Genomic DNA, 22,912 nt, shown 5'->3' with positions numbered 1-22,912 from the left:
GCACCCCAAAGCCTTACACATTTCCTGAAACTGACTTTCAGGAAATGTACATGGCCCCCGACGGACAAAGCCCCGCTTCGCATGCCTACGCCCCCCGCACCGCCCCCAATTGCTATGATGCCGAGCCGATCCCGGCCTCGGCCCGCGCCGAGATCGAACGGTTGCTGAGCACGGGCGATCTCTTCCGCTATACCGCGCCGGAGGGGGCGCCTGTCGCGCTGCTCGAGGCGGAATTTGCCGAGATGCTGGGCGCGCGTTACGCGCTGGCGGTGGCGTCTTGTTCGGCGGCGCTGTTCCTGTCGCTGAAGGCGCTGGATCTGTCGCGCGGCGCGCGGGTGCTGATCCCCGCCTTCACCTTTGCCGCCGTGCCCTCGGCGGTGGTGCATGCCGATTGCGTGCCGGTGCTGGTCGAGGTCGGCAGCAATTACCGCATCGACATGGCGGATTTTGAGGCGAAATTTGACGACAGCATTCAGGCCGTGCTGATCAGCCATATGCGCGGCCATACCTCGGACATGGATGCCATCATTGCGCTCTGTGAAAAGCATGGCGTGCCGCTGATCGAGGATGCGGCGCACAGCCTTGGCACGCTCTGGCACGGGCGCAACATCGGCACTTTGGGCAAGGTCGGCTGTTTCAGCTTTCAATCCTACAAGATGATCAACGCGGGCGAAGGCGGCATCATGGTCACCGATGACCCGGAGATCGCCGCCCGCGCCGTCATCATGTCGGGCGCCTATGAGCATAACTGGAAGAAACATCCGGGGCTGCAGAACAGCTATCACCTGTGGCAGAACAAATTGCCGCTCTACAACACCCGCATGCAGAACCTCTCGGCCACGGTGATCCGGCCGCAGCTGGCGGAACTGCCGCGCCGGGTGCGCGACGGGCTGGCCAATCATGATTATGTCGCCGACCGGCTGAACGGCCATCCGGCGCTGGATGTGCCCCCTGCCCTCGCGCCGGAAACCCGCGCGCCGGATTCGCTGCAGTTCAACCTGACGGGCGACTGGACCGATGCCGAGGCGCTCGCCTTTCAGGATGCCTGCAAGGCGCGTGGCGTCTCGGTGCAGGTGTTTGGCCTTTCGCAGGACAATGCCCGCGCCTTCTGGAACTGGCAGTTCCTCGGCGATCTGCCGGAACTGCCGCAGACCCGCGCCATGCTGATGCGCGCCTGCGACACCCGCCTGCCCGCACGTCTGACCCGCGACGATCTGGATTACATCGCCGATGCTATCCTGAGCGCGGCCAGCGAGATCCGCGGCTAAATACCTTCGCGCGGCGCCCTCAGCGCCGCGCAGCAGGCCCCGGCGCAGCCCCGCTCAGCGCAGCCACAGCCCTTCGCGTTTGATCGCATTGCGCAGAACCTGCTCGCGTTTGGGCAGGTTTTTTTGATCGAACTTGCCGCGCAATTTGCGGCCCTTGCCCTGGAACACCAGCTTTTTGAAACTGTCTGAGGCTTTCATCAGCTTTTTCACCGCATTGGGCGCACAGGCCGCCTCAACCGCCTCCACCGCCGCCTCGCTGTCGCGCGCATAAAGCAGGGGCAGCGCGCGGTAATGCGTCGTCACCGCGCCATCGAGGCCCGCCAGCTCCGGCCCCGGCCGCCCGCCGCCCAAAGCATGGATCACCAGCGGCAGCGCCACCTGATCGAGCCAGGGGTCAAGGCTCTGGCAGGCAAGCTCATCGGGCGTCTCATCGCGGATCGAGCGGGCAAACCGCAGGAACATCTCGCCGAACACCTGCGGGTCGCGGTAGAAAAACCAGCCTGCGTTGAAATAGAGATAGCGCTCCCAATATTCATCCGGCTGGCTCAGATCGAGGCTCGTCTCGAAATCGAGGCCAAAGCGGTCATAGAGCACCTTCCAGATCCCGGCATAACCGGGGCCATAGAGCGGCGGCTCCGGCCATGTCCCCTCGCGCCGCATCGAGGCCGAGGGGCGGGTGAAATCAAACCCCACCTCGGACAGCGGCCCGGTAAAGACGGTGTCGGTGTCAAAGAAGACAAACGGGGCGGCGGGCAGCGCCGAGAGCATCTCGATCTTGTTGCCATAGGGGTAGGACTGGCCAAAATGCCGGTTCTCAAAAGGAACGATGCGCGCGCCCAGCTTTTCCAGCTGCGTGCGGAACGGCTCGGTGATGCGCGGATCACTTTTCCAGCGGTCGCCCGGCTGCGGCTCGGCGATCAGCAGCTCGCCGGCGAAATCCGGATTATGGGCGCGAAAGCTGGACACAAAGACCAGGGCTTCAAATTCCAACCGCCCCGCCTGCGCCACGCAAACCACATTATACGGCAACGACGGCGCCAGTTCCGAAGTCATAGGCAAGCCTCACTTTATGCAGCGCGCCCGCAGCACCGCGGGCGTAACTCGTGTCAGCCACCAGTATAATCAGGAATGCCGCACCTGCAAAAGGCTATAGAGCACATTCCAAGGAATGGGGCAACGGCGGGGCATTTTTGCACGACCTTTCGCGCGCAAGCGCAAGAACGGACAGGTTTTTCGCGAAACGCGCCGCTATTGTGGGCAGCAGGAGGCCCCATGACCCAGCGACCCGCGCCGCGCGAGAGCGGCAGTGACCCCGCCCCGCCGCGCGCGCGCCTGCCCCTCGCGCTGGCCCGGGCGTTGATGCAACTGGAGGGTGAGTCAACCCTGCCCGATCTGCCACGAACCGCCCTGCGCGGCCTTGGCCAGGCGGTGGGGCTGTCGGCGACGCATTTGCAGCGGCAGTTTCACCGCCGCCTCGGGCTGAGCCCCTCCCGCTATGCACAGCTGGTGCGGATGCGGCGGGCGGGGCTGCAGCTGGCCTTCCGCCCCGGCCTCAGCGTGCTGACCATCGCGCTGGAGGCCGGTTACGCCACCCCCGAGGCCTTTGCCCGCGCCTTTCGCCGCCTGAGCGGCCAAAGCCCGCGCCAGTTCCGCAGCCGCCCCGCCTGGGCACGCTGGCAGGCGGCCTGCGCCCCCCTCACCCAAATCAGGAGCCTGCACATGCCCGCACCAGACCCGCTGCCCAAGATCGAGATCCGCGATGTCCCTGCGATTCCGGTGATTGTCCTGGAACATCGCGGCCCGGTGGCGGGATTAGGCGATACATTGCGGCGCTTCATCAACTGGCGGCGCGCCGAGGGCCTCGGCCCGGCGCACCACGCCACCTATAACATCTTTCACACGCCCCCCGGCGTCACGCCGCCCGAAGCCTTCCGGCTTGACCTCTGCCTGGCGCATCCCCCGGCCCGGCTGTCCGCGCAATATTGCGCCGGGCAGGCTGATATGCGGCGCGACACCATCCCCGCAGGGCGGGTCGCGGTCTTGCGCGTCATCGGGGATGATGCGGCCATCGGGCCGGGGTTTGAACGCCTGTTCCGCGACTGGCTTCCCGGCAGCGGCAGCAGACCGCGGGCGCATCCGCCCTATGCACGCCGGCTGCGCTTTTACCCCGACGTGCCCGCAAGCGCGGCACTGACCGAACTTTTCCTTCCGCTGGAATAGCCTCGGCAAGTTATTGAATTAATGCATGAATTTTTAATGACAGCAGCGCGCAAAGCGACAGCCTTGCGCGTGTCAAACCACCGATCCTGAGGGGGGATGGTGGGCGACCCTGGAATCGAACCAGGCGTGGGTCTCCCCGGCGGAGTTACAGTCCGCTGCCGCACCTTGCAGCTCGTCGCCCGCAATCTCTTGCGTGTGGGGCGCTGGATACCGAAGGGTCCGGGGGGCGTCAAGCACGAAAATCACAGAAACTTCACGAAGGCCTCTTCAGCGCGCAGGGCTTGCCATCACGGGGGTTTCGGCGCAGGTAGAAAGCAACCAGCACCCGGCGAAAACCCGGGTTGAAACGCATGCAACGGGGCCAGAGATGAAAAAACCGACCTGGGTGATTGATAAAGAACGCGCCAAACGGGCCGCCGCCGCCGAAACTGTCTGGATGTTCGGCCTGCATGCGGTGCGCGATGCGCTGCTGAACCCCGCGCGCGAGCGTCTGCAGCTGGTGGTGACCAAGAATGCCGCCGACAAGCTGGGCGATGCGATCCTGAAAAGCGGCCTGCAGCCCGAGATCGTCGATCCGCGCAAATTCGACAGCTATGTGCCGCTCTCGCCGGATTCGGTGCATCAGGGCGCGGCGCTCGAGGTGAAACCCCTGCAATGGGGCAGCGTGGAAGAGGTCTGCCTGTCGGGCGCCGGCGCGCCGCTGGTGGTGCTGCTCGACCGGGTGACCGATCCGCATAACGTGGGGGCCATCCTGCGCTCGGCCGAAGTGTTTGGCGCGCGGGCGGTGATTGCGCCGCTGCGCCATTCCGCGCCCGAAACCGGCGCTTTGGCGAAAACCGCCAGCGGCGCGCTGGAACGCCAGCCCTATCTGCGGGTGACCAACCTGTCGGATGCGATGGTGGAACTGCGCGACATGGGCTTTGTGCTGATCGGGCTGGACGGCGCGGCCGAAATGACGCTGGGCGAAAAGCTGGCCACCACCGGCAGCCGCCCTGTCGCCATCGTGCTGGGTGCCGAAGGCCCGGGCCTGCGCGAAAAGACCCGCGAGACCTGTGACGCGCTGGTCAAGATCCCCTTCCCCGGCGGCTTTGGCTCGCTCAATGTCTCGAACGCGGCGGCGGTGGCGCTCTATGCGGCGGTCACGCGCGGCGCCTGAATTCTCACAACTGCGCGAGTCAGAGGGACAGGGCCTTTAACCCCGATTTTACACGCCTACATCATAGTGACGAAGCACGGCACCGGAACTGCCTTGTTTTATGCACTGTCCCTCGTTCCGCCACTCGCGCCCGGCCTCTTGGCCCGGGCGCTTTTTTCTGAAAGGCTGCCCGAATGAGCCAGATGAACACCCCCGAGACCGATGCCACCCTGCGCCGCGTGCTGACCGAGGCGAAGGTGATCGCCGTGGTCGGCCTGTCGCAAAACACCGCCCGCCCCTCTTACGGGGTTGCGGCCTTCCTGCAATCGCGCGGCTACCGGATCGTGCCGGTCAACCCCGGTCTGGCGGGTGGCACGCTGCTGGGCGAGACGGTCTATGCCGATCTGGCCAGCATTCCCGCCGAGATCGCGGTGGATATGGTGGATATTTTCCGCGCACCGGAGGCCGTGCCGGGCATTGTGGCCGAGGCCCTCGCGCAGCTGCAGCATCTGCGGGTGATCTGGATGCAGATCGGCGTGGCGCATGCCGGGGCCGCTGCCGAAGCCCGCGCCGCCGGGCTGACCGTCATCGAGGACCGCTGCCCGAAAATCGAGATCCCCCGCCTCGGCCTCTGACGCCACCACCGTCTGGCGTCGCACACTCTGACGCCGCACCCTCTGGCGCCGGGCCTTCCGGGCAAGGGGGCGGCCGCACCGGCGATGGATCCGGCCCGTGGCGCGCCGCTTGACCCGCCCCGCCCGGCTGTCAATCTGATTGGCTTCCGGCCCGGCGGCATCTGCAATTCCCCGCCTATGGGGTGCTGATCTGCACGCACATTTTCGTATCCGGGTTTTCATGCGCCATTTCTTGCTCTACCACCATAATTGACCCCTGTGCCCTGTTTCAGCAGCGGCCCACTTTATGTTAGAGCCCCGGTATGAAACCAAGTTTTGCGCTCAACCTGTCGCAGGAAGGCCTCGGCCTTTTGCACCGCACCCCCGCCGGCTGGCTGGAGGTGGGACATGTCCTGATGGACACCCCTGACCTGCCGCAAGCGATGGCCAGCCTGCGCCGCACCGCGCTGGGGTTGTCACCGCAGGGTGTGATCACAAAGCTGGTGATTCCCGACAGCCAGATCCTCTATCTGGAGCTGGAGGCGCGGGGACCGGATGCGGCCCGGCGGCGCCGGCAAATCAGCCGGGCCCTTGAGGGGCGCACCCCCTATGCGGCGGCGGATCTGGCCTTCGACTGGTCGGGCACCGGCGAGATTGTCCGCGTGGCCGTTGTCGCCCGCGAGACGCTGGATGAGGCCGAGGCCTTTGCCGAAGAACACGGGTTGGGCCCGGTGTCTTTCGTGGCGATTCCGCCCGCAGGCAAATATTCCGGCGAGCCCTTCTTTGGCCTGACCCGTCATGCCGCCCAGCACCTGCCCGAGGGCGCGCGTCTGGACCGCGATCAGGACCCGATACGCATCATCTCCAGCCTCGCGGCGGCTTCGGCCATTGTGCCGCAGCCGGATGATGCCGCGACGTTGGTCGCCCCCCAGCCCGACAGCGCGCGGACTGAAACTGCGGCATCCGGCAATCTGGCCCCCGACGCCGGGGCGCAGGAATCCGAGATGCCCGTGGCCGAGACGCCCTTGGCCGACACGGTCGGCGCGGAATGGAGCGCGGCTGAAACGGCACCGGCAGCGCTGGCGGACATCGTGATGCCCGAAGCCGCCTCACACGACATTGCAGACGGCGACGCCCCCCTCGCGCAGAGCCCGGACGCGGCGGATGCGGCAGCGGCGGGGACGGATCGCCTCGATGACGCGGATGTCACCCTCACCACGGCGACGGACGGCCACGCGGCAGAAACGCCGGACCTGCCCGCAGATGCAGGCGCGGACGCCGGTCTGGCCCCTGACACCACCGCCGCCGCGGAAGAGAGGGTCCCGGCGGTCGCCGCCGGGGACAGCGCCCCGGTGCGGCAGCCCAGCCTGACGATCAACCTCAGGACACAGGCCGCACCGCGCCCGGATGCGGGGGCGTTTGCCGCCCGCGAGATCCCCGCGACGGCGGGCTTTGTGCCGTCTGACGCGCCGCAAGATATCGCGGAAGCGTCCCTCGCCGAGGAGCAGCCGGACGACAGCCTGCGCTTTGACCTCGGCGCAGCCCCCGCAGGAGAGCCGCCGGTGGCGCCGGAGGCCGAAGCGGCGCCCGACCAGGTAACCCTGGCACAACCCGCGGATCTTGGCGGCTGGATCGACCGCGCGGCAGGCTATGCCACGCCCGCCTCTGCCATGCCCGAGGCTGAAGACATGCCCGTCGCTGGCGATATGGCCGACAGAGTCGATATGGCCGGGGCTGACGATATGGCCGCCCCGGAGGCGGCGGATGTTGCACAAAGCCCTGTTGAAATAGCGGACTCTGCCACGGATCTGCCCGCAGACGGCCCGGCCGATGCAGCGGCGCAATCGACGTCCGGGACGCGGGTGACACCGCCGGACTTTGACCTCGCCCTGTCCGCCGCGATAAATGCGCTGCCGCGCGAGGATACCACCACAGCGGCACCGAAAATCGTGCTGCCCGTTGCAACCCCGCCGGTGACCCCGGCGCCGACGGTGGCCTTTGCGCTGCCGACGCCGCCCGAACCCGCGCCCCGCGGGACCCCCGAACCGCCCCGGGCGCGGTTCACGGAATTGCTGCAGACCACCCGGTCGGACGAGGCCCCCGCCGCCACCGACAAATTGCTGACGGCGCAACGGCCCGTCGCGCAGATGCTGCGCAACCTGACGCTGAGCACACCGAAGGACGCACCGGAAGAAGCGCCCTTCGTTGCGGTGGGCTTTGACGATGATCTGGGCGCACCGGTGAAAGCCTCCGCGCCGCTGACGGCCTCGGCCGAGGGCAGCCCGGCACCGGCGGGCAGCGCCGATCTGCGCGCGACGCCCCGCTTCACCTCGCGCCGTCAAGAGGGTGCCACCCCGGCGCAAGAGACACCCCATCGCCCCCGGTTCGCCGCCCCGCCCCGCGCGCCTCTGGGCGATGCGGCCCAACGGCAGACGCCGCAATCCGCGAAAATCGCTTCGGTGATCTCACCGGAATTGTCGGTGCCGGACCTGCCGCCGCCGCCCGCGCCGGTCACGGCCAAGGCCGCCGACGCAGGTGCCAAAGCCAAGATCGCCGCCGGTGGCCATAAGGGGCCGAAGGTCAGCTTTGGCCCCGGCCCGACCGCCAGTCTGAAGAAAGGCGCCAGCGTGCTCGGCGCCGCATTGACCAGCCGGAGCAGCAAGGCCAAGGCCGACGGCCTGCCCCCCGCCGCGCCAGAGGGCAAACCGGCAAAGGCCAATGCGCTCAGCGATGCGGCGGCACAGAAGCTGGCGGCGACCCTCGCCCCCGCGGCCGCGCTTGACGATGCAGCCCTGGCGGGTGGCGCTGCGATGGCGCCGCAGATGTCACAGGCGAAAGCCGGCCGGGCGCCGCAGGATCTGGCCGCCTATCCCGCGCCGCAACGCGGCAAGCCGCGCTATCTGGGGCTGATGCTCACCGGATCCTTGCTGGTTGTGATGGCCGGGGCCGCCATCTGGGCGACCCTGAGCAGCCCGACACCCGGCGTGCCGGAGGATGAACCCACACAGGCCGCATCAGCGCCGATGACGGGTGACAGCGCCGCAACCGCCGCTCTGCCCGCGCCAGCAGGCACGGAAACCGCAGCGCCGGGCGGCACGGAAACCGCTCTGACCCCGGCGCCCGCCGATGGCACTGGCGCGCCGCTCCCCGAGGCGGCCGCGACCGCCACCGGGACGGCGGATGCCCAAGCCCCCGCGACAACCGCGACGCCAACGCCGGATGCCGTTGAGACGGCAGATACCGGGAGCGATCTGGCGCCCTTGCTGCCCACAGCGCCGCAATCAGGGACAGCGGAGACGGTGGCCCCGACCGAAGACGCCCCTGCGGCGGCCGTCCCCGACGGTCAGAATGCCCAGAGCGTGGCACCGCAACCCGATGCCGAGCCTGACTTTCTGACCACGCTCGCCTCGCCGGATCCGCAGTTGCGCGCGCCGACGGGCAGCGCTTTGCCGCCAGCGGCATCCCTGGGCAGCGATGCCACCCCGAACACCCTGCCCGCGCCCTTGCCCTATGCGCAGATCGCCCGGCTCGACGCCGAAGGCGATGTCGTGCCCACGCCGCAAGGCGTGGTGACGCCGGAGGGCATCGCGCTCTTTGCGGGACGGCCCGAGACGGTCACCGGGCCGCGCCCCGCCGCCATCGAAGCCGCCGCAGAGGCCCTGCGGGGCGCCACCGAACCGCAGGCAACCGCCGAAGCGGGCACCGGGGTTCCCGCCGCGGGGACCGCCGCAGAACCCACGGCAGAACCCGCCGGCAATGCCCCGGTTGCGGGCGACCCCGCCGCACCCGCCCCCTATGCCGATCCGGCCCTCGCGCCCTTCAAGCCAAAGGCGCGACCGGCAGATCTGGTGCCGATCAGCGCGCCGGTAACGGGCCCGGCAGGCACCGCTCCGGTGATCGAGCTGCCCGCGGCTGACGAAGCCAGCCTGGCGCGCCCCGCGAGTTCGGACCCGCTGGGCGCCTTTGCCCCGCGCAGCCGTCCGAGCGCGATCACCGCCGCCGCCGCCAAGGCCGCCGCCGAAGAGGCCAAGGCCGCCGAGGCTGCTGCCGCCGAAGAGGCGGCCCGTGCCGCCGCCGTCGCCAGCGCCACCGCTGCCGCCGTTCCGGCATCGCCGCGCCCGAACGCCCGCCCGAGAGGGTTGGAGGATGCGGTCGCCGCCGCCGTTGCCGCCGCCGTTGCCGCAACGCCGATCACCGCGCCGCCTGCCGTGGCCAGCGCCGCGCCCGTCGCATCGGCCGCGCGCAGCCCGGCGGATGCCGTCCAGGCCAGCATCCCCGCCCCGGAAGAGCTGGACGAACCCGAACCCACCGCAGCCGCCCCTTCGATGCCCACCAAAGCCTCGGTTGCGAAAGAGGCCACCGTCGCCAATGCGATCAGCCTCGGCAAGATCAACCTGATCGGCCTCTATGGCGCCAGCAGCAACCGCCGCGCCCTCGTGCGGCTGTCGAGCGGCAAGTTCATCAAGGTGCAGGTGGGTGACAAACTGGATGGCGGGCAGGTCACCGGCATCAGCGACAAACAGCTGACCTATCAAAAGGGCGGCAAAAACCTTGTCCTGAAGCTGCTGCAGGACAGCTGAGCCCGCGCGGAGGGCACTCGCGTCTTGCGGTCAGCGGACCTGCCCTTAGTCTGAAGCAAAGGCCCGCCCAAGAGACGCCCCGGCGTCACCTTTCGCAGGCCTGCGCCCCACACCCTGCCCGCCGCCTGCCCTGCACGCCGCATCCTGCACGCCGCACCCCGAGGAGAAGATGGAAAACTTTCTGTTTCAGGCCACGCTCTATCTGATTGCGATGGTGGTGGCGGTGCCGCTGGCCACACGCGCGGGCCTCGGTTCGGTGTTGGGCTACCTGATCGCGGGGATCCTGATCGGGCCGGTTTTCGGCTTCAGCGGTTCGGAAATGAACGACCTGCAGCATTTCGCCGAATTCGGGGTGGTGATGATGCTGTTCCTGATCGGGCTGGAGCTGGAACCCCGCGCCCTCTGGGCCATGCGCGACAAGCTGATCGGGCTGGGCGGTGCGCAGGTGGTGCTGACGATGGGTGCGGTCACCGGGGCCAGCATGGTCTTTGGCATGAACTGGCAGATTTCGCTGGCGCTGGGGATGATCCTGTCGCTCTCATCAACCGCCATCGTGTTGCAAACGCTGAATGAAAAGCGGCTGATGCAGACCAATGGCGGCCGCTCGGCCTTTTCGGTTCTGCTGACGCAGGATATTGCGGTGATCCCGATGCTGGCCCTCATGCCGCTTTTGGCGCTGCCGGGGGCGCGGGCGCTGGCCAAGGCCGAGAATGGCGATCACGTGGCAGCCCATCTCCTCGACAGCCTGCCCGCCTGGGGGGTGACGCTGGTCACGCTGGGCGCCGTGGGGGCCGTGGTGCTGGCCGGGCATTTCCTCGTCAGCCCGCTCTTTCGCTTCGTGCATCAGGCCCGCCTGCGCGAGGTGAACACCGCCATGGCGCTGATGCTGGTGGTGGGCATCGCCAGCCTGATGCTGATGGTCGGCCTTTCGCCCGCTCTGGGCACCTTTCTGGCCGGTGTGGTACTGGCCGAGAGCGAGTTCAAACACGAGCTGGAAAGCGATATTGAGCCGTTCAAGGGCCTGCTGCTTGGCCTCTTCTTCATCACCGTCGGCGCGGGGATGGATTTTGGCGTGCTGATGGCGGCGCCCTTCACCATTCTGGGGGCCGTGGCGGGGCTGGTGGCGCTGAAGGCGGCGCTGCTCTGGGGTCTCGGGCATCTTTTCCGGCTGCCCAAGCGCGACCGCTGGCTGTTCAGTCTCGGGCTGGCACAGGCGGGGGAATTCGGTTTCGTGCTGGTCTCTTTTGCGGTGGCGCAACGGATCCTGCCCTCGGCGCTGGCGCAAAAGGTGTTGCTGATCATCGCGTTGTCGATGCTGCTGACCCCCCTCCTGTTCATTCTGCACGACAAGCTGGTGCGCCGCCTGAAGGAGGACACCGACAGCCCCGATGCCGATACGATCGACGATCAGCAGCCGATCATCATTGCCGGGATCGGGCGCTTTGGGCAGGTGGTGAACCGCATGGTGACCATGTCGGGGTTCAAGACTACCGTGCTCGATAATGACCTGAAGACCATCCAGCTGATGCGCAAATTCGGCTTCAAAAGCTATTTCGGCGATCCGACGCGACCCGACCTTCTGGCCGCCGCCGGGATCGGCAAGGCCCGCGTGCTGGTGGTCTGCCTGAATGACCGCGCCGCCACCAACCGGCTGGTCGCCTATGCCCGCCGGATGCGGCCCGACCTGCATATCATCGCCCGCGCCACCGACCGGGTGCATGTGTTCGAGCTTTACCGCGCCGGGGCCAATGACATCGTCCGCGAGGTGTTTGATTCCAGCCTGCGCGCCGGGCGCTATGCGTTGGAGAACTCGGGCCTGTCGGAATATGAGGCCTCCGAGCTGGAAAAGATCTTCTTTAAACTCGACCGCGCGGCGGTGCGCGATCTGGCCGAGGTATGGAAGCCCGGCGTGCCGATCGAGGAAAACTCGGAATATCTGGCACGGGCCCAGGATCTGAACCGGGGGCTGGAGACCGCCCTGATGGAGCGGTTCAGCGGCGAGGCAAAGGAAGAGGACTAAGCACCCCTTCAGGGCAAACGCCGCGCAACTGCGCCTGGGTGCCAGTGGATCCGACCGCACCGCCCCCCCGGGGGCCACCCCGTCCCCCGACAGCAGCACTGGCGCCGGCAAACCGGCATTGCGTGTGGTTGCGCCCTGCCCCGGGCCGCGAAACACCCGCCGGACCGCACCCGACAGGTCGCGGCTCCGGCACTCCAGTTCCGGCACGGCGGCTCCTGCACGGCGGCTCCGGCACGGCGGCTCCGGCACGGCGGCTCCGGCACGGCGGCTCCGGCACGGCGGCTCCGGCACGGCGCAAAAAAAAACCGCAGCCTTTCGGATGCGGTTTTTTTTTGGATTTCTGCGGTACCGGATCAGGCGGCGCGGGTGACCAGGACGTCATCCACTTTCTTCGCGGCACCCGCTTCGTCGGTGCCGGAAACCGCCGCCACTTCGCGGGTCAGACGCTCCAGCGCCGCTTCATAAAGCTGACGCTCCGAATAGCTCTGCTCGCGCTGATCGTCCGAGCGGTGCAGGTCGCGCACCACTTCCGCGATCGACAAGAGATCACCCGAATTGATCTTTTGCTCATATTCCTGGGCGCGGCGCGACCACATGGCCCGCTTGACCTTGGCCTTGCCCTTCAGCGTTTCCAACGCCTTGGTCACCACATCGGGCGACGACAGCGAACGCATGCCGATTTCGGTCGCTTTATGGGTGGGCACCCGCAGCGTCATTTTGTCCTTTTCAAAGGAGATCACGAACAGTTCGAGCCGCAGCCCGGCGATTTCCTGTTCCTCGATCGAGAGGATCTGCCCCACGCCATGCGCCGGATAGACTACAAACTCGTTCGGACGGAAATCGGATTTCTTCGTTTTGGTCATTCAGTGGCTTCCTCGAAGGTGGTGGAACACTTGGCCGCAGCGACACAAAAACCAGCGCGGGAGAATTGCTTCCCCCGATGCCGGGCAACATGTCGTTAGGAAAGCCTCCGCAGTCAGCAGGTTTGCGGGGGTCAAGGGTTCCGATCCCATGTAACAGGAATATAGCACAAAAAAGGGCCATTTCAAAGGACCGCGACCCCCGCCTCGGGCGGGATTCGCCGACTTTTGTGCGACAAAGCTAACTTTTCACCGCTTTGGCGGTGCACAGGCCGGTGATTCGGACGAATCGGCAGCCCGTCATCACCCGGCAGCCGCCCCCTGATCGGGCGGCAGCGGGTCGCGGATCAATCGCCTTTGCCGGGATTCGGGCTGAAGTATTTCTCCAGCTTGCCGGTTTCGCCGTCACGCTCTTCATGGCCCGGCATCGGATCGCGCTTCTGGGTGATCACCGGCCACAGCTCTGCATATTTGCGGTTGAACTCGACCCATGTGTCCATGTTCGGCTCGGTGTCCGGACGGATGGCGTCGGCCGGGCATTCCGGTTCGCAGACGCCGCAGTCGATGCATTCGTCGGGGTGGATCACCAGCGTGTTCTCACCTTCGTAGAAGCAGTCCACGGGGCAGACTTCGACGCAATCGGTGAATTTGCAGGCGATGCAGTTGTCGGTGACGACATAGGTCATTTTTGCACCCGGGATCAGAGAGGTTTCGCGCCTACCTAGCCGCCAAGGCCCGATCAATCAAGAGAGGGCGCGCAGGAAAGGCAACTGCTGTGGCGATGCGTCCGGCCTTAGAACGGGCGTTCCGGCGCATCGGGTGTCACGGGAACAGCCGCCCCTTCCGGCGCGGATGCCGCCGCGCCCGGGGCGGCGTCGCGCGGCGCGGGAACAGGTTGCAGATCGGTGTAAAGCTGTTGGGCGAGTGCCGCCCCGGCCCGCGCTTCGGCGATGGTGTTCAGCCGCACCACCCGCACGCGCCCGCCCTGCACAAAGGTCAGGACATCTCCGGGGCCCACGAGGCGGCTGGCGCGTTCGGCATGTTGGCCGTTGACCCGCACCGCGCCCGAGGTAATCGCCCCCGCTGCCAGCCCGCGCGATTTGAAAAACCGCGCGTGCCATAGCCATTTGTCGATCCGGATCCGTTCCGAACCTGCGCCCGACATTACTTTTTGTCGCGCAGCGCCGCGAGAACGGCGAACGGATTGTCGGGGTCGATCTTGTCCGTTTTCGGCGGACGCGCCTCAAACACCCGCGGGGTGTTGTCGTCGCGCTTGGGCTTGGCCCCGGGCTTGCCGCCCTTGTAGCCGCCGCGGTCGCCCGACCGCTCCCCAGACCGTTCGGGGCGGTCGCCCTGCGGCTTGCCGCCACCCGGCTTGCCCTGCGGCTTGCCACCGCCACGGCGTTCGCCCTGCGGACGGTCACCCTGCGGACGATCCCCCTGCGGACGGTCGCCTTGCGGACGGTCGCCACGGGCACGGCCTGCGCCGTCGCCCTCGGTGCGGGCGGGGCGGTTGCCCCGGTCGCCGCCATCCCGGCGCGGACCGCGCGGACGCGGCGCCCAGGTGAAGGTGTAGTAAACCTCCATCTCGGGCGCGACGGCCTCAGCCTCGGCCTCGGCGGCCGCTTCGGCCAGCGGCGAGGCTCCTTCCGGGATCGGGTTGCTCGGGGCGTCGCCCTCCGCCACCGGCGCCGGTTTCGCCACGACAGCGGCCTTCGCCTTCTCGCGCTCGGCCTTTTCGCCCTTGTAGCCCAGACCGCCCATCAGATCCGAGAACTGCTCCAGCGTCATCCCGGTGATCGACAGCATGTCCGGCGTGGCCTCAAAGCCGCCCCGGCTGTCCTGACCGCGCAGGATATCGGCCAGACGTTCCAGCATGTCGATGCGGATCGCGCGGGCGCCTGCCGGGTGATAGCCCGCCAGCGTATAGTGATTCTGCGGCACATCCGGCAGGTTCGGGATGGTCACCAGACCCGGCGGCGGGCTTTCGGGGAAGACATCGAGGCCGTCCCAGAGCGAGGCGAGCACCAGACGCAGCCGCGTCGGCGCGGGCTTCAAAAGCGCCTGCTGGAAGATCGTGTATTGGCCAAAGCGCACGCCATGCTTGCGCAGGGCGCCCCGGGCTTCCTGATCCAGCTCTTTCACCTCGGCGGCGACGCTGTCGCGCGGCAAGACGCCCAGATGCTCGACCAGACGGAAGGCGAAACCGCGTGCCAGCCCGGTCAGGGCCTCATCGCGGCTCATCGCCAGCAGCGGGTCAAACAAAGCCGCGACCTTGCGGTCGATGAAATGCTGCAACCGGCGGCGGACCTTCTCGGTCACGTCGAACCCAGCCTCTTCATCCACGAAAGCCTCAACCGAGGGACGCAGCGCATCGGCGCCTTTCACCAGCTTGCCCACGGCGGAGTTGCCCCACATCAGGCCCCCCTGCTCGGTGAAATCCATCTCGGTGTCCGGTGCATTGTAGAACCGGTCCGCCCGCAGGTGGAATTCGGGCTTGAGAGACTCGTAAGCCGCCCGCGCCAGCATTTTCGCCTCGTCGGGCGAAGAGGTCGCGTCCTGACGGAAGCGGAAACCCTCAAGACGGCCAGCGAATTCGCCTTCAACCATCACTTCACCCTTGTCGTTCACCTCGGCCACAAGGCTCTCCTTCTGTTTGAGCCGGCGCAAGAGCACAGAAGTGCGCCGGTCCACAAATCGTTGGGTCAGCGCACCATGCAGCGCATCTGACAGGCGGTCTTCTACAGCGCGAGTCTCGCCGCGCCAATGGCTTTCGTCATCCACCCATCCTTTGCGCTGCGCGACATAGGTCCAGGTGCGGATGAAAGCGAGCCGTTTCGAGAGGGCATCAATGTCGCCCTGGGTCTTGTCAATGCGCGCAATCTGCCCCGCGAGCCAGTCCGTGGGCACATGCCCCGTGTCGTGCAAAAAGCCATGAATGCGCGCCAGAAGCGTGACATGTTCCGCCCCCGATATCGAGCGAAAATCGGGGATGCGGCACACATCCCACAACATTCTGACATCCGACGGATGCGTCAGCCGTGCCCGCACCTCGGGCAGATCCGAGAGGGCTTTCAACGCCAGAAGGTCATCGGCATCGCGGGCGCGGGTCAGCCATTGGTCCTTGGGGTTCTCTTCCAAGCTCTGGATCAGCCGCTCGACCTTGCCGAATTCGAGGCGCGAATTGCGCCAATGCAGCCGCTGAATCGGCGCAAAACGGTGGTTTTCCACCGCATCGATCACTTCGGGCGTGAGCGGCCCCGCCTCACCCGTCACCCCGAAGGTGCCGTTTTGCGTGTGCCGCCCCGCGCGCCCGGCGATCTGGCCCAGCTCATGCGGAAACAGCGCCCGCATCCGCCGCCCGTCAAATTTCGCCGTCGAGGAAAACGCCACATGCTGAATGTCGAGATTGAGCCCCATCCCGATGGCATCGGTGGCCACCAGATAGTCCACCTCGCCGTTCTGATAGAGCTCGACCTGCGCATTGCGGGTGCGCGGGCTCAGCGCCCCCATCACCACCGCGCAGCCGCCCTTTTGACGGCGCAGCAATTCTGCGATGGCATAGACATTATCCACCGAAAACCCGACAATCGCGCTGCGTTCGGGCATCCGGCTGGTCTTTTTCGAACCGGCCCAGGTCAGCTCGGAGAATCGCTCGCGCCGGGTGAACTGCACTTTCGGCACCAAAGCGGCAATCGCGCCGCGCATGGTTTCTGCCCCCAGAAACAGCGTCTCGTGCAGGCCGCGGGCGTGCAAGAGCCGGTCGGTGAACACATGGCCGCGCTCGGGGTCGGCGCAAAGCTGGATCTCGTCGATGGCCAGAAAATCGCAGCCCATCGCATCGGGCATCGCCTCGGTGGTGCAGACCCAATATTGCACCCGGTCGGGCACGATCCGCTCTTCCCCGGTGACCAAGGCCACGACGGAGGGGCCGCGCGCCTTGACGATGCGGTCATAGACCTCGCGCGCCAAAAGCCGCAGCGGCAGGCCGATGATGCCCGTGCGATGCGCCAGCATCCGCTCGATGGCGTAATGCGTCTTGCCGGTATTCGTCGGTCCCAGAACCGCCGTGATCCGCCCTTCCATCATCGTTCTGAATCCTTAAAGGCTGGTCCCCGACTGCAGGCCTTCCAGCCGCGCGACCGCATCCGTGACATCGTCCTGATGCGGGTTCAAGGCCAGCGAGGCCTGATAGGCGGCCAGCGCCTTTTTCGTCTCGCCCATATCATCGAGAATCGCCCCCAGCCCCGCGAGCGCCCCCCAATGGCGCGGCTGCAACGCGAGGGTTTTGGCAATATCGGCCAAAGCCTGCCCGTAATCGCCGCGCATGTAATAGGCGGTGGCGCGGGCATTCCAGCCTTCGGCGAAATCCGGGTCATGATCGGTCAGCGCGGTCAGATGCGCGATGGCCTGCGTCAGATCGCCCGCGTCCAGCGCCTGCTCCCCGCGCTTGAGCAAAAGATCCATCGACGCAGAGCCCGAGCGCGACCAGATCCGCTGGATATCGGCAGCGGCGCGGCCCCAGGCCTCGTTCGAGGGGTCCGCCAGTTCGGAAAACAGCCCGTCCAGCGCCGGATCTTGCGGCACTTGCTGTGCCTCGGCCCCGTGCATGAGCAGGCTCGCGGCGAAAAGTGCCGCAACGATACGTTTGTGAATTGCCAAAGTGCTGCCCATAACGATGTTGTAACGCAAACGTCGGAGAAAGCGAGACTTCGGCGATCACTTTCGGAGGAAGATTATGAGCGAAGTCCTGAACGTGGCACTGGCCGCGCTGAGTGCGAAACTGCCCAACGGGTTCAGCTCGGTGGCGAAATTCGTCCTCGAGGGCGAAGGGTCGATCATTGCGGACCCGGACGGCGTGCGTCTGGGCGATGATGAGGCGGATGTGACGCTGACCGCGAGCCCGGAAACCTTCAAGGGCATCCTTGAGGGCGATGTGAACCCGACGATGGCCTTCATGACCGGCAAGCTGAAGATCGACGGCGCGATGGGTCTGGCGATGCAGCTCGGTTCGGCGCTCAGCTGATGTCCCTGTTGCCCGGGATGGAAGCCGCCCCGCTGCATGAGGCCGTGGCCTCGGCACCGGCGGGGGGGCGCGCCTATTGGCTGCGGGCCGAGGATGGGGTGCGGATCCGCATCGCCATCTGGCCGGGGCCTGCCGCCGCGCAGGGCCCCGCGCGCGGCACGGTGCTGCTGTTTCCCGGGCGCACGGAATATATTGAGAAATACGGCCCTGCCGCGGCGGATCTTGCCGCGCGGGGCTATGCGATGCTGACGGTGGACTGGCGCGGCCAAGGGCTGGCCGACCGGGTGATTGCGGACCCGCTCAAAGGCCATATCGGCCATTTTGACGCCTATCAGCGCGATGTCCGCGCGGTGGTGGCTGCGGCCCGGGCGCAGGGTCTGCCCGAACCCTATTACCTGATGGCGCATTCGATGGGCGGCACCATCGGCCTGCGCGCGCTGCACAATGGCCTGCCGGTTGCCGCGGCGGTCTTCTCGGCGCCGATGTGGGGCATTTTGCTGCCGCCCCCGGTAGCCGCCATCGCGCCCGCCCTTGCCAACCTGCTCTGCGGTCTGGGTTTTGGGCGGACCTATGCCCCCGGCACCGGTCCCGTGACCTATGTGCTGAAAGTGCCTTATGCCGACAATATGCTGACCAAAGACCCGGAAATGTGGGACTTTATGGTGCGGCAATTGCATGAGGTTCCGGCGCTGACGCTGGCGGGACCGACCTTTGGCTGGCTGCGCGCGGGTCTGCGCGAATGCGCCGCCTTGGCCGCGCTGCCCGCCCCCGACCTGCCCGCCTTTGCCAGCATCGGCACCGATGAACGGATCATCGACCCTGCCCCGGTGCGCGCATTGATGGGCCGCTGGACCAATGGCCATCTGATGCTGATCGAGGGCGGCGAGCACGAGGTGATGATGGAAACGCCGGCGCGCCGCGCCAGCTATTACGATGCGGCGGCCTTGCTCTATGGCGCGCGGCACGAAGATGATGACCCGACCGCGCCGATGGTGCCGGAAGCGCCCAGCGCGGTATAATCGAACCGCAGCCGAGGCCAATTCCTGCGCGCGAGGCCCGCGCACAGACGGTCCGGCGGCGGCACCAACAGGCCTCCGGCGCCCGGCGGTCAGAGTTTGATCTGCGTGAACCCGTCGCGGAGCGCCTTGGACCAGCCTTCGCTCATCCGGGCGAAATCCGGATCGCCCGCCTCGATCCGCCGCCGCATGGTCACCTTGCAATCGTCGCGCTCGATCACCGCGAGGTCGAGCGGCATGCCCACCGAGAGGTTGGAGCGCAGGGTCGAATCCATCGACAAAAGCACCGCCTTTTGCGCATCTGCCAGGCTGGTTTCCGGTCGCACCACCCGGTCGAGAATCGGCTTGCCATATTTATGCTCGCCGATCTGCAGGAAGGGGGTGTCCTCGGTGGCCTCGATGAAATTCCCCTCCGGATAGATGAGGAACATCCGCATGGCGCCACCCGCGCGCTGCCCCGCCACGATCATCGAGGCCGAGGTCGAGACCTTGGCGGCATTCATCTTGCAATCAATGTCCGAGCGGACACCGGCCAAGGTATTGCCAATCAATTCCGCCACTTTGAGCATGGTCGGCGCCAGCATGATCGAGCTATCGGCGCTGGCGTTCGGATCGTCAATCGCCTCGCGCAGCCGCGCGATGGTGGTTTGCGTGACCGAGAGCGATCCGGCGGTCAGCACGGTGATCACCCGCTCGCCCGCATCCTCAAAGATGAACATCTTGCGGTAGGTCGCAATATTGTCCAACCCGGCGTTGGTCCGGCTGTCGGACAGCAGAACGATCCCGTCGTTCAACAGCAATCCCACGCAATAGGTCATTTCCGGAACTCCGCTCGGCGCAATCGCCGCACCTTATTGCTGCGACGCAACAACTGCAACGGCGACTTCCATCTCTTCGGCCCCGCCCCCGCGCGCCACGCCGCGAATGGGTGCCGCCAGACGGGCATCAAAGCCAGACCCCAGGCGGATATAGCGTTCATCCGGGCAGCAGGCATTGGCGGCGTCAAAGCCGACCCAGCCCAGCCCCGGCACATGGATCTCGGCCCAGGCATGCGCCGCCTCTTCGGCCTGGCCGTCCTTGTTGGCGTAAAGATAGCCCGAGACATAGCGGGCGGGCATCTCGAGCACGAGGGCACAGGCGATCAGCGCGTGGGCATGGTCCTGACAGACCCCCTTGCCCTGCGCCAGCGCCTCGGCGGCACTGGTGTGCGACTGCGTGCTGCCCGAGACATATTCGATGGCCCCCGCCACCGCATCGGCCAGACGATGCGCCCGGTCCAGCGGTTCCTGCGTTTCGGCGGCAATGCCGCGCGCCAGCTCGGTCAGCGCCAGATCCGCCTCGGTCACCTTGGTGCCGCGCAGATAGGCCTCGGGGCAGATCACCTCGCGCAGGCCGCGCAGAACGCCTGCGGTATCGGCGGTTTCCACCGTGCCGCGCACGGTCACCGAGACGGCCTCCAGCGGCCCGCGCACCGACCATCCCTCAACCTTGTCGCCCGCGCCGTCACGGAAGGTACCGCCGCGCACACCGCCCGGCACGTCCACCTCCCAATCCAGCACCTTCTGGCCCTCAAAACTGGCCGGAAACAGCCGCAGGCTCTGCATCGCACCGCGCACCGGCTCTTCATACCGGTAGGTGGTGACGTGATTGACCGTCAGTATCATCTGGCTCCCCCGCTCAGATAGGCATCCTGGATGGTGCTGGTCAGCGTGCCCACTTCGCGCACGAAACGCGAGAGGAACTCGTGCAGCCCCTCGTCAAAGATGTCCTCCACCGATGTATCGGCCAGTTTCGCGCGCAACACACGGGCCTGCACCTGCGCATCGGTGCTGGTGCCATAACCGCGCGCCAGCCGCTCCAGATGCTCCAGCGCCTGCCCCGTCGCCGTCACGATCGAGCGCGGGCATTGCGGGTTCAGGATCAGGAAATCGGCGATCTTGCGGGCGGTGATGTCGCCGCCATAGGCCCAGTGAAAGGCCCGGTGCGCCGAAAGCGCGCGCAACAGCGTCTGCCATTGGTAATTGTCGAGGCCGGAGCCGACGAAATCCACCCGGGGCAACAGGACGTAATATTTCACATCCATCAGCCGCGCGGTGTTGTCGGCCCGCTCCAGCGCATAGCCGAGGCCAAGGAAATCATAGCCATCGTTGCGCAAAAGCGTGGCGTCGATCGAGCCGCGCATCATCGCGGCATGCCGCATCGTCCATTCGGTCAGATGCGTCAGCTCGAGTTCCGAGCGCGCCTTGCGCTCCAGCTGCCGCATCTCCTGAAAGGCGGTGTTGAGCGCGTCCCACACCTGTGTGGTCAGCGCGGTCCGCACGATGCGCGCATTCTCCCGCGCCTTGTCGAGGCAGGAGGCCACCGAGGAGGGGTTGTCGCGGTCAAAGAACAGATAGCTTTCGATGTTGCGCTGCACCGGGTCGCCATATTTGGCCGCAAAGCCATCGGCCGTGCCCGAGGCCTGCAACAGGCTGTCCCATTCATTGCGGTAGCCATGCCCCGCCGAGGGCATCAGCGCGATGCGGGCGCCCACTTCCAAAAGCCGCGCCATGGTCTCGGCGCGCTCCATATAGCGCCCGATCCAAAAGAGATTTTCCGCCGTCCGGCTTAGCATGATGTTTTACTCCGCCAGTACCCAGGTATCTTTGACGCCGCCACCTTGCGACGAGTTCACCACCAGACTGCCCTCGGTCAGCGCCACGCGGGTCAGACCGCCCGGCACCAGCTCGATCCGGTCGCCCACAAGGCAATAGGGTCGCAGGTCAACGTGGCGCGGCGCAATCCCGCTTTCGACGAATGTCGGCGTTGTGGAAAGCGCCAGCGTCGGCTGCGCGATATAGTTCGAGGGATTCTCGATCACCCGCGCCCGGAACGCCTCGATCTGTTCCTTGGTCGAAGCGGGACCGACGAGCATGCCGTAGCCGCCCGAGCCATGCACCTCTTTCACCACCAATTCGCCCAGATGTTCGAGCACATATTTCAGCTCATCCGCTTTCGCGCATTGCCAGGTGGGCACATTGTTCAGGATCGGCTCTTCCCCAAGGTAGAAGCGGATCATTTCCGGCACATAGGTGTAGATCGCCTTGTCATCGGCCACCCCTGCCCCCGGCGCCGAGGCGATGGTCACCCCGCCCGAGCGGTAGACATCCATCAGCCCCGGCACGCCCAGCATCGAATCCGGGCGGAAGCACAGCGGGTCCAGATAGGCGTCATCGATCCGGCGGTAGATCACATCGAGTTTCTTCGGGCCTTCCGTTGTGCGCATCCAGACAAAGCCGCCCTCGACATAAAGGTCGGCGCCTTCGACCAGCTCGACCCCCATCAGATCGGCGAGAAAGCTGTGCTCGTAATAGGCCGAGTTGAAATGGCCCGGCGTCAGAATGGCAATCGTCGGGTCGCTGTCGCATTTCGCCGGTGCCACGCTGGCCAAGGTGCGGCGGAGCGCGTCCGGGTAGCCATCCACCGGCTCGATCCGGTTTTGCTGAAAGAGCGCCGGGAACATCCGCATCATGATCTCGCGGTTTTCCAGCATATAGCTGACGCCCGAGGGGGTGCGGCAGTTGTCTTCCAGCACATAGAATTCATCGGGGCCGGTGCGCACAAGGTCGATGCCGACGATGTGGCTGTAGACCCCGCGCGGCGGGGCAAAGCCCACCACGGCGGCCTCATAGGCCTCGTTCTGATAGACGAGACGCGCCGGGATCCGCCCCGCCCGTACAATCTCGCCGCGGCCATAAACGTCAAGCAGAAAGGCGTTCAGCGCCCGGGCCCGTTGCCGGATGCCCTTTTCCAGCTTGCGCCATTCATGCTGCGTAAAGACCCGGGGGAACATGTCAAACGGGATCAGCCGATCCGGATCGCCGCCCTCGCCATAGACCGCGAAGGTGATGCCGATGCGCCTGAACAGGGCTTCGGCCTCGGCCTGTTTCATCTGACGGAATTCCGCAGGCATCGCCCGCATCCAGTCTTCCAGTTGCGCGTATGGGGCACGAACGGCGCCCCCCTGATACATTTCATTGAAAAATTCGGCTGGCATGGCTCGCGCTGATTCCTCCGGCTGATGTCCAATCATTAGGCAGCGTCCCGGGGAAGGAAAGGCGGGCCCCGGCGTTCTGACGTCAACCCTCTCGTTTTACGCCGCGATTGCGCGCATTTGCCCAAAATTTAGGCATA

General features: G+C 66.4%; 18 protein-coding genes and 1 tRNA gene. 8 read left to right on the top strand and 11 right to left on the bottom strand.

Translation table 11 applies throughout. The annotated features are described in order from the left end of the window. The first annotated feature begins 50 nt into the window (after positions 1-50). Entirely contained in the window at positions 51-1,268 is a 1,218-nt protein-coding gene (locus tag ACEN2S_RS15800) for a DegT/DnrJ/EryC1/StrS family aminotransferase (RefSeq protein ID WP_441867611.1), read from the top strand. A gap of 54 nt (positions 1,269-1,322) precedes the next feature. Here ACEN2S_RS15800 and ACEN2S_RS15795 read toward each other — a convergent pair whose 3' ends face one another. Next, positions 1,323-2,321, bottom strand: a complete 999-nt coding sequence (locus ACEN2S_RS15795) for a hypothetical protein (protein ID WP_441867609.1) — start codon at positions 2,319-2,321, stop codon at positions 1,323-1,325. Between the two features lie 219 nt (positions 2,322-2,540). On the opposite strand from ACEN2S_RS15795, the gene ACEN2S_RS15790 reads away from it, so the two are divergent. Next, the gene (locus tag ACEN2S_RS15790) at positions 2,541-3,488 is read left to right on the top strand and encodes an AraC family transcriptional regulator (protein ID WP_441867607.1); all 948 of its coding nucleotides are present in this window, start codon (positions 2,541-2,543) and stop codon (positions 3,486-3,488) included. Positions 3,489-3,585: 97 nt separating this feature from the next. Here ACEN2S_RS15790 and ACEN2S_RS15785 read toward each other — a convergent pair. Continuing rightward, positions 3,586-3,669 (bottom strand) — tRNA-Tyr (locus ACEN2S_RS15785). Positions 3,670-3,855: 186 nt separating this feature from the next. Between ACEN2S_RS15785 and rlmB the strand changes: the two genes are divergently transcribed. From rlmB to ACEN2S_RS15765, 4 genes are all read left to right on the top strand, one after another. Then, on the top strand, positions 3,856-4,644 hold the full coding sequence (gene rlmB, locus ACEN2S_RS15780) for a 23S rRNA (guanosine(2251)-2'-O)-methyltransferase RlmB (protein WP_441867605.1): 789 nt from the start codon (positions 3,856-3,858) through the stop codon (positions 4,642-4,644). A gap of 182 nt (positions 4,645-4,826) precedes the next feature. Further along, on the top strand, positions 4,827-5,258 hold the full coding sequence (locus ACEN2S_RS15775) for a CoA-binding protein (protein ID WP_441867709.1): 432 nt from the start codon (positions 4,827-4,829) through the stop codon (positions 5,256-5,258). A 302-nt stretch (positions 5,259-5,560) separates the two neighbouring features. Next, on the top strand, positions 5,561-9,817 hold the full coding sequence (locus ACEN2S_RS15770) for a hypothetical protein (RefSeq protein WP_441867603.1): 4,257 nt from the start codon (positions 5,561-5,563) through the stop codon (positions 9,815-9,817). A gap of 169 nt (positions 9,818-9,986) precedes the next feature. Next, entirely contained in the window at positions 9,987-11,837 is a 1,851-nt protein-coding gene (locus ACEN2S_RS15765; RefSeq protein WP_441867601.1) for a monovalent cation:proton antiporter-2 (CPA2) family protein, read from the top strand. Positions 11,838-12,190: 353 nt separating this feature from the next. Here ACEN2S_RS15765 and ACEN2S_RS15760 read toward each other — a convergent pair whose 3' ends face one another. From ACEN2S_RS15760 to ACEN2S_RS15740, 5 genes are all read right to left on the bottom strand, one after another. Beyond that, complete coding sequence (locus tag ACEN2S_RS15760; protein WP_441867599.1) at positions 12,191-12,700, bottom strand: CarD family transcriptional regulator; 510 nt, start codon at positions 12,698-12,700, stop codon at positions 12,191-12,193. Between the two features lie 344 nt (positions 12,701-13,044). Next, positions 13,045-13,383 carry a ferredoxin FdxA gene (fdxA, locus tag ACEN2S_RS15755; protein ID WP_441867597.1) on the bottom strand — a complete coding sequence of 113 codons (339 nt, stop codon included), beginning with the start codon at positions 13,381-13,383 and terminating at the stop codon, positions 13,045-13,047. 107 nt (positions 13,384-13,490) lie between these two features. After that, positions 13,491-13,862: an RNA-binding S4 domain-containing protein gene (locus ACEN2S_RS15750; RefSeq protein ID WP_441867595.1), complete on the bottom strand. Its 372-nt coding sequence runs from the start codon at positions 13,860-13,862 to the stop codon at positions 13,491-13,493. Beyond that, positions 13,862-16,783: a helicase-related protein gene (locus tag ACEN2S_RS15745; protein WP_441867707.1), complete on the bottom strand. Its 2,922-nt coding sequence runs from the start codon at positions 16,781-16,783 to the stop codon at positions 13,862-13,864. Before ACEN2S_RS15745 ends, ACEN2S_RS15750 begins: the two co-directional genes overlap by 1 nt. A gap of 15 nt (positions 16,784-16,798) precedes the next feature. Then, entirely contained in the window at positions 16,799-17,359 is a 561-nt protein-coding gene (locus tag ACEN2S_RS15740; protein WP_441867593.1) for a tetratricopeptide repeat protein, read from the bottom strand. 76 nt (positions 17,360-17,435) lie between these two features. Here ACEN2S_RS15740 and ACEN2S_RS15735 point away from each other — a divergent pair, with 76 nt between their 5' ends. Next, positions 17,436-17,723: an SCP2 sterol-binding domain-containing protein gene (locus ACEN2S_RS15735; RefSeq protein ID WP_441867591.1), complete on the top strand. Its 288-nt coding sequence runs from the start codon at positions 17,436-17,438 to the stop codon at positions 17,721-17,723. Further along, positions 17,723-18,742, top strand: coding sequence for an alpha/beta fold hydrolase (locus ACEN2S_RS15730; protein ID WP_441867589.1), 1,020 nt, complete (start codon positions 17,723-17,725; stop codon positions 18,740-18,742). The genes ACEN2S_RS15735 and ACEN2S_RS15730 overlap by 1 nt, the downstream gene beginning before the upstream one ends. An 89-nt stretch (positions 18,743-18,831) precedes the next feature. Here ACEN2S_RS15730 and ACEN2S_RS15725 read toward each other — a convergent pair whose 3' ends face one another. From ACEN2S_RS15725 to ACEN2S_RS15710, 4 genes are read right to left on the bottom strand one after another with little or no spacing between them, the layout of a single operon-like run. Beyond that, positions 18,832-19,557 (bottom strand): peptidase, encoded by a 726-nt coding sequence (locus tag ACEN2S_RS15725; RefSeq protein ID WP_441867587.1) that lies wholly within the window; start codon positions 19,555-19,557, stop codon positions 18,832-18,834. 33 nt (positions 19,558-19,590) lie between these two features. Further along, positions 19,591-20,403, bottom strand: coding sequence for a transglutaminase family protein (locus ACEN2S_RS15720; protein ID WP_441867585.1), 813 nt, complete (start codon positions 20,401-20,403; stop codon positions 19,591-19,593). Continuing rightward, complete coding sequence (locus ACEN2S_RS15715) at positions 20,400-21,353, bottom strand: alpha-E domain-containing protein (RefSeq protein ID WP_441867583.1); 954 nt, start codon at positions 21,351-21,353, stop codon at positions 20,400-20,402. Before ACEN2S_RS15715 ends, ACEN2S_RS15720 begins: the two co-directional genes overlap by 4 nt. 6 nt (positions 21,354-21,359) lie before the next feature. Further along, the gene (locus ACEN2S_RS15710) at positions 21,360-22,775 is read right to left on the bottom strand and encodes a circularly permuted type 2 ATP-grasp protein (protein WP_441867581.1); all 1,416 of its coding nucleotides are present in this window, start codon (positions 22,773-22,775) and stop codon (positions 21,360-21,362) included. Positions 22,776-22,912 lie beyond the last annotated feature (137 nt).

This window comes from Phaeovulum sp. W22_SRMD_FR3 (genome assembly GCF_052113705.1).
GTDB lineage: Bacteria > Pseudomonadota > Alphaproteobacteria > Rhodobacterales > Rhodobacteraceae > JBGQOG01.
Note: the sequence above shows the minus strand (reverse complement) of the source record. Positions and strands in the feature narration are given on the sequence as shown.

Bases quoted from the DNA above. Each gene is read 5' to 3' on its own strand.
- ACEN2S_RS15800 (WP_441867611.1), top strand. From the start codon at position 51: ATGGCCCCCGACGGACAAAGCCCCGCTTCGCATGCCTACGCCCCCCGC.
- ACEN2S_RS15795 (WP_441867609.1), bottom strand. From the start codon at position 2,321: ATGACTTCGGAACTGGCGCCGTCGTTGCCGTATAATGTGGTTTGCGTG.
- ACEN2S_RS15790 (WP_441867607.1), top strand. From the start codon at position 2,541: ATGACCCAGCGACCCGCGCCGCGCGAGAGCGGCAGTGACCCCGCCCCG.
- rlmB (WP_441867605.1), top strand. From the start codon at position 3,856: ATGAAAAAACCGACCTGGGTGATTGATAAAGAACGCGCCAAACGGGCC.
- ACEN2S_RS15775 (WP_441867709.1), top strand. From the start codon at position 4,827: ATGAACACCCCCGAGACCGATGCCACCCTGCGCCGCGTGCTGACCGAG.
- ACEN2S_RS15770 (WP_441867603.1), top strand. From the start codon at position 5,561: ATGAAACCAAGTTTTGCGCTCAACCTGTCGCAGGAAGGCCTCGGCCTT.
- ACEN2S_RS15765 (WP_441867601.1), top strand. From the start codon at position 9,987: ATGGAAAACTTTCTGTTTCAGGCCACGCTCTATCTGATTGCGATGGTG.
- ACEN2S_RS15760 (WP_441867599.1), bottom strand. From the start codon at position 12,700: ATGACCAAAACGAAGAAATCCGATTTCCGTCCGAACGAGTTTGTAGTC.
- fdxA (WP_441867597.1), bottom strand. From the start codon at position 13,383: ATGACCTATGTCGTCACCGACAACTGCATCGCCTGCAAATTCACCGAT.
- ACEN2S_RS15750 (WP_441867595.1), bottom strand. From the start codon at position 13,862: ATGTCGGGCGCAGGTTCGGAACGGATCCGGATCGACAAATGGCTATGG.
- ACEN2S_RS15745 (WP_441867707.1), bottom strand. From the start codon at position 16,783: ATGGAAGGGCGGATCACGGCGGTTCTGGGACCGACGAATACCGGCAAG.
- ACEN2S_RS15735 (WP_441867591.1), top strand. From the start codon at position 17,436: ATGAGCGAAGTCCTGAACGTGGCACTGGCCGCGCTGAGTGCGAAACTG.
- ACEN2S_RS15730 (WP_441867589.1), top strand. From the start codon at position 17,723: ATGTCCCTGTTGCCCGGGATGGAAGCCGCCCCGCTGCATGAGGCCGTG.
- ACEN2S_RS15725 (WP_441867587.1), bottom strand. From the start codon at position 19,557: ATGACCTATTGCGTGGGATTGCTGTTGAACGACGGGATCGTTCTGCTG.
- ACEN2S_RS15720 (WP_441867585.1), bottom strand. From the start codon at position 20,403: ATGATACTGACGGTCAATCACGTCACCACCTACCGGTATGAAGAGCCG.
- ACEN2S_RS15715 (WP_441867583.1), bottom strand. From the start codon at position 21,353: ATGCTAAGCCGGACGGCGGAAAATCTCTTTTGGATCGGGCGCTATATG.
- ACEN2S_RS15710 (WP_441867581.1), bottom strand. From the start codon at position 22,775: ATGCCAGCCGAATTTTTCAATGAAATGTATCAGGGGGGCGCCGTTCGT.